Origin of the sequence: Hahella sp. HNIBRBA332 (genome assembly GCF_030719035.1) — a bacterium.
GTDB lineage: Bacteria > Pseudomonadota > Gammaproteobacteria > Pseudomonadales > Oleiphilaceae > Hahella.
In genome coordinates this window covers 90,768-104,779 of record NZ_CP132203.1, presented here as the reverse complement: position 1 = coordinate 104,779, position 14,012 = coordinate 90,768, and the positions used below count along the sequence as shown (strand labels likewise).

The 14,012-nt window shown below is 56.8% G+C and carries 5 protein-coding genes; 3 read left to right on the top strand and 2 right to left on the bottom strand.

The features are described 5' to 3' along the window. Positions 1-247: 247 nt before the first annotated feature. Genes O5O45_RS00570 through O5O45_RS00560 form a run of 3 tightly spaced genes read left to right on the top strand, consistent with a single transcriptional unit; the run spans position 248 to position 9,100 of the window. Positions 248-3,553 carry an AAA family ATPase gene (locus O5O45_RS00570; protein WP_305903369.1) on the top strand — a complete coding sequence of 1,102 codons (3,306 nt, stop codon included), beginning with the start codon at positions 248-250 and terminating at the stop codon, positions 3,551-3,553. Beyond that, entirely contained in the window at positions 3,550-6,831 is a 3,282-nt protein-coding gene (locus O5O45_RS00565) for an AAA family ATPase (RefSeq protein WP_305903368.1), read from the top strand. The genes O5O45_RS00570 and O5O45_RS00565 overlap by 4 nt, the downstream gene beginning before the upstream one ends. Positions 6,832-6,835: 4 nt before the next feature. After that, a complete protein-coding gene (locus tag O5O45_RS00560) occupies positions 6,836-9,100 on the top strand; it encodes an AAA family ATPase (RefSeq protein WP_305903367.1) in 2,265 nt (754 codons plus the stop codon). Between the two features lie 12 nt (positions 9,101-9,112). On the opposite strand, the gene O5O45_RS00555 is transcribed toward O5O45_RS00560, so the two are convergent. Both O5O45_RS00555 and rtcR read right to left on the bottom strand, forming a co-directional pair. Further along, the gene (locus tag O5O45_RS00555) at positions 9,113-11,593 is read right to left on the bottom strand and encodes an acylase (protein ID WP_305903366.1); all 2,481 of its coding nucleotides are present in this window, start codon (positions 11,591-11,593) and stop codon (positions 9,113-9,115) included. A gap of 143 nt (positions 11,594-11,736) precedes the next feature. Further along, complete coding sequence (gene rtcR, locus O5O45_RS00550) at positions 11,737-13,371, bottom strand: RNA repair transcriptional activator RtcR (protein ID WP_305903365.1); 1,635 nt, start codon at positions 13,369-13,371, stop codon at positions 11,737-11,739. Positions 13,372-14,012 lie beyond the last annotated feature (641 nt).

The window sequence follows — 14,012 nt, the reverse complement described above, 5'->3', positions numbered from 1 at the left end:
ACGCAACGCTCTATCAACATAACCTGACTCATCCTGTCGTTCATCCCGTTTTCATGGGATTTTGCGAAAATGCGCTCTTCGTCATATTTAGTTTTGATCTCGGGCAATTAACCCCGCGTTTGGCGCTTGCTGAGAACATAACGTTTACTCTCAATTGTTTTCCCAGGCCATATTCGTAAGAATACCCTCTTTTCCGTTCGCATCGTCCGGACAGGCACGTCTTTTCCATTGCGCAGATGTTTCAGCCATGAGTAAACAATTCAGTTTCCCCTTCTATAACACCATCCTCACCCACGAGAGCGGCGTCACACTCACCCTTCCAGGCAATATGACCGAAATTGCATGGCTGAACGCTCCCAGCGCCCATGTGGCACGCCAGTTTCAAAAGCGCGCGCAGCGTCAACTGCTGAAACAGGGTGAATATGTCGAGCTGCTGCACTATCTGCCGGAAGGCGAGACGGAAGTGCGTGAGGTGAAAGTGAAGGTCCCGGCTTCCAGAGAAGGCGGCTATGCAGGACATGAGATTACGTTCGAAGCCGTTATCTGGCGCTTGCGCCAAGGGGAAATTCTCGGAGTAGTTCCAGCTCTGGCCGTCGCTTGTCTCTGCTGGGATGAAGAACAGATCATGCAGCGGGTCAGCGAATGCATTCAGCTGGAAATGCTGCGTAATAAGCGCTTCGGCAGCGCACGCTCGCTCATCGCCTGCCAGTGGTATACGCCCCCCAAAGTCGTGCGTGAGGAGGTGATGCTGGAGTTCTACACCCCAGCCGAGCTGGCGGACCTGCGTCGCCAGCAGGACGAGCCGATGATCGCGAAAACCGCGCGTCGCATGCATCGCAGCCGCGCCAGCGTGTTTGGTCTGGACGCTTATGTAGACACGTTAAATCGCAACCTGCTTGGCGAGTTCCGCCAAAGTGTGCTGGTGGTTGGGCCCAGCGGCTGCGGCAAGACCGCGCTCATCAACGAATTTGTGAAGCGTCATTTCACCGGCGTCAACGCCAACAAGATTCCTTGGCGCACTACTGCGGCGCAAATGCTGCAAGCTCTGACGCAGCAGGGCGGCTGGCGTCACGCACTGGGTTTGTGGGTGCGCGAAGCCCGCGCTAACGGCGAACTTATTTACCTGGGCAACCTCAGCGAACTGTTCGAAGTCGGCCAGTATCAGGGCAACAGCGTCAGCATCGCCGAAGCCCTGCGCGATCCGCTAACCCGCAATGAAATCACTCTCATCGCGGAAGTGACGGAAGAGCAGTTGGCCGCCATTGATTTGCGCGCTCCCGGCTATAGTCAGCTCTTTCATATCGTGCGTTTCACCGAACGCAGCGAGGAGGAGGAAAACCAGATCGCGCGGCAGGCGATTCAAGCCCAGGCGGACCTTTTCAACATTCGCATCGCCCCCAACGCGATTGAACGCATCATCCTGCTGCAACGCCGCTACGCGCCCTATTCCGGTTATCCAGGCAAGATCATCCGCTTCTTTGAGAATATGATTCTGGCGGCTCACAAAGACAGCGGCACCATCACTGAAAATGAAGCCATCGCCGCCTTTTGCGAAGAAAGCGGCATGCCGCGTTTTCTGGTGGATCATCAGGCGCGTCTGGACGCGGATAAAGCCCGCGAACATTTTCGTCGCCGCATTGTCGGTCAGACCCAGGCGGTGGAAGCCCTGGTGCGCGCCATCATTACCGTCAAAGCCGGTCTCGCGCCTCGCGGCAAACCCATAGCCTCGCTGTTGTTTGTAGGCCCTACCGGCGTCGGCAAAACGGAAATGGCGAAAACCCTGGCGCAATTTATGTTCGGAGATGAGAAGCGCTTATTGCGCTTCGATATGAGCGAATACAGCGATCCCTATTCCGTCACCCGACTGACCGCCACCGGCGAAGCCAGTCTGGTGACCAAGGTGCGTCAACAGCCTTTCTCCGTATTGCTGTTCGATGAAATCGAGAAGGCCGATCCGGCGTTTTACGACCTGTTGCTGCAGGTGCTGGGGGAAGGACGGCTTACTGATGACCACGGCGAGTCCGCCAATTTTTGCAGTGCGCTGATCATCATGACCTCCAACCTGGGGGCTCAGCAGTTCATGCAAAACAGCGTCGGCTTCAGTACGGAGGATAAAACCGACGTCGCCGCCCAACGCCATTTCGAGCAGACGGCGGCGAAATACTTCCGCCCGGAACTGTTCAACCGCATTGATCAGGTCGCGCCCTTCTTCGCTCTCACGCAAGAAGAACAAATGATCGTGCTGCAAAAAGAAATGCGTCGCTTACAGGGCGCCGCCGGGCTAAGCAACCGTCAGGTCAGTTTAAACTTCGAGGACCCCGTCTGGAGCTATCTGAACAACCTGCCCTCAGACCCGCGCTACGGCGCCCGCTCCGTGCAGCGGCTGTTGCGCAAGCACGTCACCGCCCATCTGGCGCCGGCGCTCAGCGCCCGCCCCCACGAAGATCCTCTGGAGATCACCGCCACCGTCAGCGCAGACGCACTGAGCTTCGACGCCCGCGTCACTCATCAGGAGAAACGCGCCAGAGGCTACTTCATGGAGCTGACCGAGAAGGTCGCCGCTCACCGCCGCGATTTACAGGCGCTACAGGAAAGCCCCACCTGGATCTCCTGCCTCAGCGAGCTTGACCAGATGGACGCACGCAAACGCCGCAAGCGTAATTCGTTTTGGGAGGACCCGGAGCAAACCCGGCGCTATGGCGAGTTGTTCAATCTACGTGAGGCGCTTACGCAACGAATAGAAGACGCCTACGCGCTGGAAAATGAGTGCCTCAGCCAATTACTGGATCAACACAGCGCCATGCGCGCGGAAGACTATGAAGAGGCGTTGCGAGAACTGCAGGCACGCTTTGACGACTTCCTGATCGAAATCGAGAGCACGCTCAACCCGCACTACAACCGACACCTGTTGTTCGTATACGGCGGCCAGCCTCAACTCGACCGTCTGTCCCTGTGGTACGAACGCTGGTTCGAAAAATTAGACCATGACTACACCCGGGTGTGGATCTATTTAGACCCCGATTTGGACGCCAATCCGAGAACGGAGGCTGTCGCCCATGGCGAGTTTGTCGAGATGGTGACGCTGCCGCCCTATATAGTCAGCAGAGAGATGCTCACTCAGGAAGAACTGCCTCTGATTGGCGTGGGCTGGGCCTTATCCGGCGCCTGCGCGCAACATTTCTGGCGTCATGACCACGGCAAAGTGGACTGGGCCACGGAAGAAGACAAAAACGCGCCGATGTACATCGATTTCAATGACGCCAGGCTGGACGAATACAAGGTTCCCACCGGCATTCACCGCATGAAGTTTTACAAAGACATGAAAGCCCATCGCAAAGTCCGCGAAGAAGAATATCAGGACGAACGCTTCGGCGATCCGCAGACCTATCAGGATCTTTCCGGGCACTCAGAGCGGGTCAAACACAAAGCCGCCCGCTCCCTGCAGGATAAGCTGCTGGCCCGACTCGTCATCCGCCAGGAAAAGAAACCGGAAGATAAAAAACGCGGCGCTAAATCCGCCTATGACGACGCCGCAGGAGGGCTGCAGGAGTGACTTTACTGCGACTCGAATTTCCCACGCTGGTGGAAAGCCGCAACGGCGAGTTCACCCTGACGCCACTGCTGACGGATGGCTTTATTGTCAGTCGACGCCGCTATGGCGACGCCCTGCGCAGCTATCAATCCTCGCTGAAAAAGACCTTCGACGATCGTCGCCTGGACCGGGACAGCGTGGAGCATTTGCTCTGGTTGTGTTTCCAGCCGGACTATCGGTTCGAGTTGATCCACCTGACTTTCAAGTCCGGAATGCACTTGGTGGACGGCTTGTTTGCGGTGGCGCAATATCAGGTTCGCGAGCATCGCTATCTCTGTCTTCCCAAGCTGAATTACCAGACGCTGCTCATCCCTGACGATGTGGAGACACGCACGCAACTGATTGAATTTCTGGCGGGGAGAATTGGCGCTTATATCCGCAGTCAGCGCAAAGCGGATGAATCCTTTGACATCAAGCGTCTATATTCTCAGGCCGGTGATTCCGCCACCACCATCGGCGTCTCCGTGAATGTCGAACAGAGCGATTTCCCCTTCGCACAAAGCACAGCGTCGCTATTTTCCTTTTTCTCCGCCAGCCGCGAGTTCAGCGGCCCCTACGAACTGAAAAAGACAGCGGAAGATCTCGCCCAATTTTATCCAGATGATCTGGAAGCCTCGCTGCACCGTGATAGTGAAGCTGTCTGGCTGGAGCGCGCCCTGTTCTCCGGCAAACCGCAACCGGTAGTCATCGTCGGCGCGCCCGGCGTCGGCAAAAGCAACCTGATCCAGCACACGCTGACCCAGTACATGGCGAACAGCGACGTTAAAGCGCCGGAGCGACTGCAAAAACTCTGGCTGCTTGATCCATTACGGGTGATCGCTGGCATGAGCGTGGTGGGCGAATGGGAGCGGCGCTTTGAAGCAATTCTCAGTTGGGTTAAAAAGCGCCTGCAGGAGACCTACGGCATCCGCAGCCCGGACGTGCTCTACATCGACAATCCCGTGGCGCTATTTCGCATTGGCAAGAGCGCACAAACCAGCCTCACCCTCAGTCATGTGCTGAAGCCGTATCTGGAGCGCCGGGAAATCGGCTTGGTGTTGGAGGCGACGCCTTATGAATGGCAACGCATTCAGCAATTGGACCGCGGCTTCGCCGACCTGTTTCAGGTATTGCGCCTGGAGCCGCTGCCAGCGGAGAAGCTGTCGCAAATTTACGTGCGCCGACGCGCGCAATGGGAGCGCGAATACAATTGTGAGATCGCCTCCCAGGCGCTGCTTACTCTGCTGGGCTTAGAGCCGGGCTTTCGCGGCGACAGCGCCCTGCCCGGCTCGGTGCTGGCCGTCCTGCGCGATATCGCCGTGAAGCATCAAGGCAGACGCGCCGACGAGCAAGCGGTGTATCAGGCGTTCCAAACCAACTTCCATTTCCGTAGAGCGTTGATCGACAAAAACGCCACGCTACAGGAAAACGAAGTACGCCGTTTCTTCGAACAGCGACTGGTGGGTCAACCGCAGGCGCAGGACGTGCTGACGGACACCGTGATGACCATCAAGGCGCAACTGGCGCCCTTGGGCAAACCGCTCAATACCCTTCTGTTCATCGGTCCCACCGGCGTGGGTAAAACCGAAGCGGCGAAGCTGCTCACACAACGATTATTCAATAACAGCGACTGTCTGGTGCGCATTGATCTTAATGAGTTCGTCGACGCCGGCGCCGTACACCGCCTGATTGGCGACGGCATGGGGCAAGGCGGTTTACTGACGGAGCGAGTGCGCTATCAGAAAGCCTGCGTTCTGTTGCTGGATGAAATCGAAAAAGCGCATCCCAAGGTCCATGATTTGCTGCTGCAATTATTGGACGACGGCCGTCTGACTGACGCCATGGGCAAGACCACCGATTTCACCCAGACCGTCGTGATCATGACCTCCAATATCGGCGCCAAAGAGGCGGCGTCGCGGTTTGGCTTCAGCCATCACAACGACGACAACGCAGCGACTTACCGCAAGAGCGTGGAGCAATTCTTCCGCCCGGAAATGATCAATCGCATCAACGACATCGTCGTGTTCAATCCGCTACAGCACAGCGACATGCAACGCCTGGCGCAACTGCACATGCAACGCCTGCTGGAACGGGATGGCTTTATCCGTCGCAGCACAATATTGAACATAGACCCGGCCTGTCTTAACCGGCTGGCGGACGCCAGCTTCGATCCCTTGCTGGGCGCACGCGCGCTGAAACGCAATCTGGAGCGGGTCATCACCCATCTGACCGCGCAGCGACTGGCTGAGCTGGACAGTCTGGACCCGATCATGCTGACCCTGTTCGACGGCCCTCATGGCGTTGACAGCCGCATCACCCGCTTTCGCCACCAATCCGTCATAGCAGGTGCGCTGCTGCGTCCGGAACAGGATTACGCCTTGCCGGACTATCAAAGAATGGTCGCCGCGCTACAGGCGTTGGACGAACGTTTGCACCAACCGCAAAGTCTGTTGCATCCCGGCGAAAACTACGAAGATTACTGGCGCTGGCATCTTAGCGACGCCCTGCGCGAATTGCTGGAGCCCCTGCAAACCTATACCTGGGAAAGCGAAGAGCGCAGCAGAACCCAACGTCTGCAGGCCAATATGCCTTTTCGCACCTCAGCGCGACCGCGCGATGGCTGGCGCTCCATACGTCTGGATTTTTCAGCGCTGGCGGCGCAGAACGACCTGCGTGACTACCTCAACGGCCTTTACCAGAAAGCGGAGGATTTCGTCGATTACAACATGAGCGACAACCTCCAGCTCGGCGTCGATTTCAGCTTCGTGCTGTTTATCACGCATTCTTATCTGAACCGGGGGCTGGATCAGGGTTGTCTGGTGATCCGCTCCCTGGTGGCGGATAAAGGTCAAATGGGCGTGCGCTTCCTGACCAACGCCTATGAGCAAATGCTGGGGCGCCTGGGCGAGGTGCAGGGCAGCCGCATCAGCGACGATTGCGTGGCGCTGGCGCTGCGTGGTCCCGGGCTGCAACGTTATTTCAGCTATGAACAGGGAGTGCACCTCTTTATCGAAGAATCCAACCTGCAAGTGCCCGTGACCGTGGCGTTTTACCCGGGATTATCTGCGGAGGAAGGCTGTCAGCGCCGCCTGGAGCAGGACCATCAGGGCGACCTGGATATCCAACGTCTTTACACCACACCCACCGCCACGCAACGGGAGTTCGGGGTCACTGATCTGCGCACCGGGCTGATGTTAAACGGCTCCCCCATGCTCGCCGATTGGCGCCTATTGATAAGCCCCGCCTGCAAAGGAGACTGACACTATGGCGATTGAAGAATTTCCCGTAGCCTGCTGGACCCTGGAAAGCGGCGATGTGATTGGCGTGATTCTGGGGACGGAATTGGTGGTGATGGAGTCGCATCCCTCCAGGATCCGCAGCGCCGCATCGGAATGTCTGGCGAAGGCGATCAAGCAGGGAGAATGTCTGTACAGCCCAGAGATCAGCAGTCCGCAAATCAGCTTCCATACGATTAACGCGCTGCTGTCCTATCGTTCGGACCAGGGCGTGTATCCGCTGTCGGCGCCCAGCGCTTTCCGCATTGCAGCGGTGCATAGTCGTGACCCTGACAAGGGCTTCGGCGAGTGCTTTCTGCCGTTTCTACAACGCTCGTTTTACTACTATGACGAAGTGCAGTTGAAGACGCTGATCGAGCATTTCTCCCTGCAAGTGTTGAATAATGTCACGCCGGAAGAAGCCTACCGCTACATCATGCCTTCCGAACCCTGGCTGGAAGTGGTCAGTTTCGACCGCGGCAAGGTACGTCCTTCTCAACAACAGCACAACAGCGCCGCGATGGAGTACATGCTGACGGTGTCGGATCAGGCGCCATTGCCGAAGCGCGTCAAACGCCAGGTCAGCCGCCTCCCGGAAGTCGCCTGGGAGCGAGGCGAAATGATTCAGCGGCTGGCGGAGGAATTGCTGGAAGGCCGCAGCAGTTGCCTGCTGATCGGCGAACAAGGCGTCGGCAAGAGCGTGCTCTGGCAGGAAGCTGTGCGGGTGACCGCGCGCCTCAGCAAATCAGGTGAATCGCCCCTCACCTTCTGGCGCTCCACGCCGCAGCGCATCATCGCCAAAGCCAAGTATCTGGGAGAGTGGCAGGAAGTGTGCGATGAAGTAGTGGAGTCTCTGGCGCAAATCAACGGCGTGCTCTGGCTAAACGATTTCATCAGCCTGCTGTCTATTGGCGGCGAAGGCCAGGAAGACTCCATGGCGGCCTATCTGCGCTCCTATCTCGCTAAAGGTCAGATCCGCATTATTGGCGAGATGCGCCCGCAAGAGCTGGAAGCGGCGCGCAATAAGCTGCCGGGGTTCCTGCATTTATTCGAACAGATCAACGTCACGGAACTGTCCGGCCGCTCCGCGCAACGGGTGGTGCAGGCTTACGCCAATTACGCCGCCACCAACTTCGCCATCGACACTCGCGACGATGCGCTGGAGACCGTCTCGCAATTGGTCAGACGCTATATCAAATACGAGCGAGCGCCGGGAAATCTGGTGCGCTTTTATCATCACTGCGTCAAAAACGCCTTTGAGAAAAAGCAGGCGACCATCACCCGCGATCAGGTCATCGCCGACTTTGTCGCCTACACCGGGTTGCCGGAACTGTTCCTGCGGGACGAACAGGCGCTATCTCAGGAGGCGCTGCTGGATTATTTCAAAACCCGCATCATCGGTCAGGACAGCATTCTCGAACAGCTGTGTCGGGTCATTCAGATTTTCAAAGCCGGTCTCAATGATCCGCAAAAACCGATAGCGACGCTGCTGTTCGCCGGTCCCACCGGGGTGGGCAAGACCGCCGCCACCAAAGCGCTGGCGGATTATTTCTTCAGCGCGGGCCAAAGCAAAAACCCCCTGTTCCGGCTCGATATGAGCGAATTTCAGCATCCCGGACACATTGAGCGCCTGATTGGCGGCGAAGGCAAACCCAGCCCGTTGGTGCAGCACGTGCGCGCCAATCCGTTTTCTGTGGTGTTGCTGGATGAGATTGAAAAAGCCGACGACAGCGTCTTTGACGCCTTGCTCTCAACGCTGGACGAAGGCCTGTTGACGGATCGCTTCGGACGCACCACCGACTTCCGCAACACCATCATCATTATGACTACCAACCTGGGCGTAAACGCTGGCGGCGGCATGGGCTTCTCAGCGGCGGAAAAACGCGGGCAGGTTTCGTTGAGCGGCATCCGCGACTTTTTCCGTCCCGAATTCATCAATCGCATCGACGCCATTCTTTGCTTCAACCCGCTTGATCGCGACAGCATTCTCAGCATTGCGCGGCGCGAACTGGAATTGCTGAACCAGCGCGAACGCATCAGAGAGCAAAAGCTCAACCTGAGCTTCAGTGACGACCTGGTGGCGCATATCGCGCAGGCGGGGTTCAGCGAACTTTACGGCGCGCGGCCGATTCAACGCGCCATCGAGCAACGGGTTGTGGCGGAACTGGCGTCCTTTCTGGTGACGCGGGAACATACGCCGTCGCGCATCCATCTGGACGCCGTCGACGGCGCGGTGGTCATAAGCGCCGGATAGCCGCTCTACGCTCTAATTGGTATCCAGCCTGATGTGCAGCTCCGATTGCGTATGGGCTGCGATATCCTGCTCGCGAAAGCGCAATGGACGCAATCGCGGCTGCTGCGAATACAGCTCCGTCTGATCCAGATAGTAGGGCGACTCCGGGTTAGCGGACTGGGAGTATGTCAGCAAGCCTTCCGCGACCGGCCCATTAACGGTGAAACTCACCGCCATTATCCAGCTCGATCCATGAGCCAGGTGATAACCTATCGCCTCCGCGCTGATGTTTGACCCGGGGAGGAAAGGATAAGTATGCCGGGGCAGCAGGGTTCCATCCGGCTTAATCCAGGGGTTGAACACATTGAAGCCGCCTTCGATATGGGCGGCGCCGCTCCACGGGAAGCGTACGCCGCTCGGAGAGCCGTCGAGCGCGCTCATTTCAACAAACTGCGCTTCCCCCAAGGTCGTCTCCAGAGACAGCCCCGCTGCTCGCACATACCATATCGCCGTGGCCAATTGCTCCAGCACCTTGTCGTTCGGGTCAAGTGTGTTAGGCGTATGGAGAGGGTCCTGAGGAGAAAATGGCTTACGCCATTGCGGGTCTTGATCAAACTGCCAGGCGAACTCCCGAAACAACACCCCGCCCCGACTATCCGCATTCATCACGCCGTCCCACAAACTCAATGCGTAACAGCCTTCAGTGAGGTCCACAGGTTCGCCGTTGACGATTACCGGCTCATCGCCGCGCGCCCTGCAGGCGGCCAACAGATCTTCCAGGATCTCCTCCCCTAAATAAGAGCGATTGTTCAACAGCGCCTCTTTTAGTTCAGGCAGGGTGAAGCGTCCATCCCAACCGGCGGCGTCCGTCAGCAGTCGCTGCCCCATGCGTGAGCGCCATGACTGCTCGTTATCCACTGGCCCGTACAGGGTAGAAACACCCCGTATCGGACTGGCGGGGTTAGTCAGCCAATAACTGTCGTTGGAGTTTTGCACAAAGTCGAAGCGCATGAGTTTCGGCGCTTTGGAAAAAGGAGACGCCCCCTTGAAATCGTAGACAGAAGCGTCGCCGGGCAAGACGGTGAACTCAAGCTGCTCCCGTAGCTTTCTCCACTTGGTATCGGTGGTCAGCGCCTTCTCGGCTTCGGGGCTCAATGCAGGGACCGTTGAGTCATCGATATAAAATGCATCGCCTTCTTCATTCACCACCAACGTGTTATTGAAGATGACGCCATCAAACTGTTTGAAAACCTTGCGGACATCCGCCATATCGCGGGACAGGTTCAAGCCCAGCCAGGTATCGATCAGATCGAAATTTTCCCGATTGGCGTCCTTGAGGCTATAGCCCACAAAACCGCCCTCCGACGTCTCGCCCCAAGGCAGCACTTCAGGATGCACGACCATGGGGCCGTAGTCGCTGACATACAGATCTTTGCTCAGCGCAAACACGGTATCCGGCGCCACCTTTACATCAATGACATAACTCCGCTTCTGAATACGGCGCCGCTCGCCATCCACAAAATAAGTCATACCCGTTGAATCTTCCGGGTCCAGCTGCAACTCGTAAACAACAAAGTGTTCCGCAGTGGAATAGGTGTGCGTCCAGGCGACATGCTCATTGAAGCCGATATTCACCACGCCGGGCACGCCCGCCACCGATGCGCCCATCACGTTCATGGCCCCCGGTATCGTCAGATGTTGCTGCCAGAATCGCAGATTGCCCGTGAAGGGAAAGTGCGGGTTGGCCAGCAACATGCCCTTGCCGTTAGCGGTTTTACGCTTACCCAAAGCCCAGCCGTTGGAGCCTAATCCCAACGTCGATTTGTTTGGCAGAGCAGCGAGTTCAACAGGAGCAGGAGAATTGGAGGTCCAGGGCGGTGGCAGCCCACTGTCCGCCATCTGCGGTAAATAGCTGTCTCCCGGCGGCGCGGCGACATAGATCTGCGTCAGGAAACCGGAGGAGCCCGGTATCAAGCCCAGGCCAAGTGAATAGGTCAGCAGGTCCACATCAGAGATGGGACGCACCCAGGGCTGGCCGGCGCAAGTGGGGTCGATATGATCACTACCCACATCCATCAGATACTTGTTGTAGCCGCTGGCGTAGCCTGATAGCAACGCCCGACTGGCGTCGCTCATGGCGTCCAACCCCTCTTCCGCCTGCTTACGCAGCTCCAGAGCCAGATAGCCGAAATCGTTGATAAGGTTTTGCGAGTCGCCGGATCCGGGAGTCTGATCCGGCCCAAAATAACGGGAGCGCTGACTGTTATATTTGATGATCTGATCCGCCAGGATGCAGATATTATCCTCGGCGAAGGCGTATCCCGAACCGAATGCGAGACTTTGCAGGTTATCCGCTTCAATGTGCGGCGCGCCAAACTCCGTGCGCCGGATGCGCGCCTCCAGCACCCCATCGTCGTCAAAGGCGACCGGTTGCTCGAAGCAACCCGTCAATCCCAAGGCCAGCATCAGTACGACGCCGCGATAACCCCGTGGCCATTTTCCCAAATGCAACATAGAAAACTCCTTTTCTTGTTATAGCGCCCCCTGGACAGCTCACTGGCTCTCCCCTTGGCGATGTTCAGCCTCCCCTCGCAACTCCTTACACGCTCAGGCCGGACTAGCCAGTTATACTCCCGCCGCCGTTAAATGTACACGCGCTACCAAGCGTTTTTTATCTGGTCGAAATGCAGGCCATATTTGTCCAGTATCGCCGCAACGCGCTGACTGTCATTCAAACGCCGTTTCTTCAGACGCGAGGCCGCAAACAGGCGACGGCCGGCCTCCGCAGCCGAGCTACTGTCCCGACAGGCGCGCACCACGGCTTCCAGTTGCACCTGATCCAAATGATCCATTTCTTCCAGTTGCTCCGGCGACAGCAGATTATCCAACAGGTTGGTCTCTAATTGCTGACTTGCGGAGCGCAGCTCCATTCCCCAGAGATACCCTAAACGCTCCATCTCCGCCTCCACCAAGGCCACATCAATCTCTCCGGCCTCCGCCAATGTCGCCATGCGGGTGACGCTGGCGTTGAGGTCGCGAAAGTTGCCTTTCCACAATGCGCTGGGAGAACAAGCGAACTTGAGATAGCGTTTGCGGCCTTCCTGACTGAAGCGCACGCGAATCCCGTTTTCACGCTCAAAGCGTTGCAGCTCGTAGTCCAGATTAGGCTCGATATCTTCATGTCGTTCCGCCAGCCCCGGCAATCGGTATGTCCACAGGTTGATGCGTGAGAACAAGTCTTCCCGGAAGCGCCCGTCGATGACATCCTGACGCAAGTCTCTGTTAGTGCCGGCGATGAGTTGAAAGTCGCTGTTTTCTTCTTTATCCGCTCCCAGCGGGAAAAAGCGCTTATCCTCTATAGCGCGCAATAACATCGCTTGCTCATCCAGAGGCAGCTCACCAATCTCATCAAGAAACAGCACGCCGCCATCGGCTTCCTTCAACAAACCGTCCCGCTTCTCGACCGCGCCGGTGAAAGCGCCCTTACGGTGCCCAAACAACGCGGACATGGCGTTATCGCCGCGCAACGTGGCGCAGTTCACTTCAACAAAGGCGCCTTTCACATCCTGGCGCTTGCGCTTAAGTTCATAGATCCGAGAGCCCAATCTGGACTTACCGGCGCCGGTCGGCCCTGTAATCAAAATCGGCGCACGGGTGCGAATCGCTACGGTCTCAATCTGCCTTATCAACTGGTTGAAATCCGCATTACGGGTATCGATACCGGACTTCAAATAATCGGTGTCGCGTTTGCGCGCCTGACTGAAGATTTCCGCCACCGAGCGCGGCGCATTATCCAGATCAATCACTTCCACCTTGCTGCCGCCTTCGTGATCCCGGCTTGGCGCGGTTTGTAGCAACTTGCCGGGAAAATAGCGGGCGCCCACGGATAAAAAGATGGATATCTGCTGAATATGGGAACCGGTGGTGATATGAAAGAAGTACTCCTCCTTCTCCGTATCAAAGGGGTAGCCGTCAATAAACTGATACAGTTTGGGAAACACCTGATGCAGGTCCCAGGGCGCATCGAAATCCAATTGCTGCAGATCCACCTGTAGTTTGGGCGCCACGTCGCCAATATCGCCAACGACTTCGTCCGCCAGCTCGCGATCCTGGGGGTTATATAGCAACACTAACCGATCGACAGGAAACGCTTCTGGATGTTGCGCAATGGACACAGTGGGCCGCCAACGTTGCCAACGCTTTTCATACTTCCCCCTGCGACGGGACACGGCGTCCATAGTGGAGCCTAAAAAGCCAAATACCACTTTATATTTACGTTTCTTGATCGCCACTCCGCTCTACCCACTCCGCCACAGACTTAATTGTGAGAATTTTAGATGAAAACTTCTTTTTTTCGAATATTTGATTCAAAAATAAGAAAACCCTCTTTTCTTAAAGCGGCTTATCGCCATTACTACAGATTTTCCGCACACGCGTCTCAGGCCCCGGTAAATATGGCGATCTCAGATTTTTCTCGCAGCAAATAAAAAGTTGGCACGACTAGTGCTAATATACGGGCAACTTAAATTTAACGACTCCATTACGGATACCGACATGTTTTTCATGATTAAGCACTTCAATCAACAGCCAGGACAGATACTGAGCCAGCCAATAAGTAGCGGCTTAGCGGCCTGCCTGCGCCATAACGATTGCTATTGCGGTTATTCCAGCGACTGGAGCAAATCAAACGACCTCGGCGAATCAAAGGCGAACCACACCCTTCGATGACGTAATCACGTCCGGAGGGAAGCAAACGCCCTCCGGACACTCTCCCCTCACAAGGAACGAGAACCCGGCGGGCGAAAGCTCACCGGGTTTTTTTATGTGTTTTTTTCGAGCAGCGCGGTAAAAACGTCGCGTGACGAAAGAGAGCACATAACAAAGAACGGTTACTTGGAGCGAAAGCACATCAGACTCCACCATTTTTGTACTG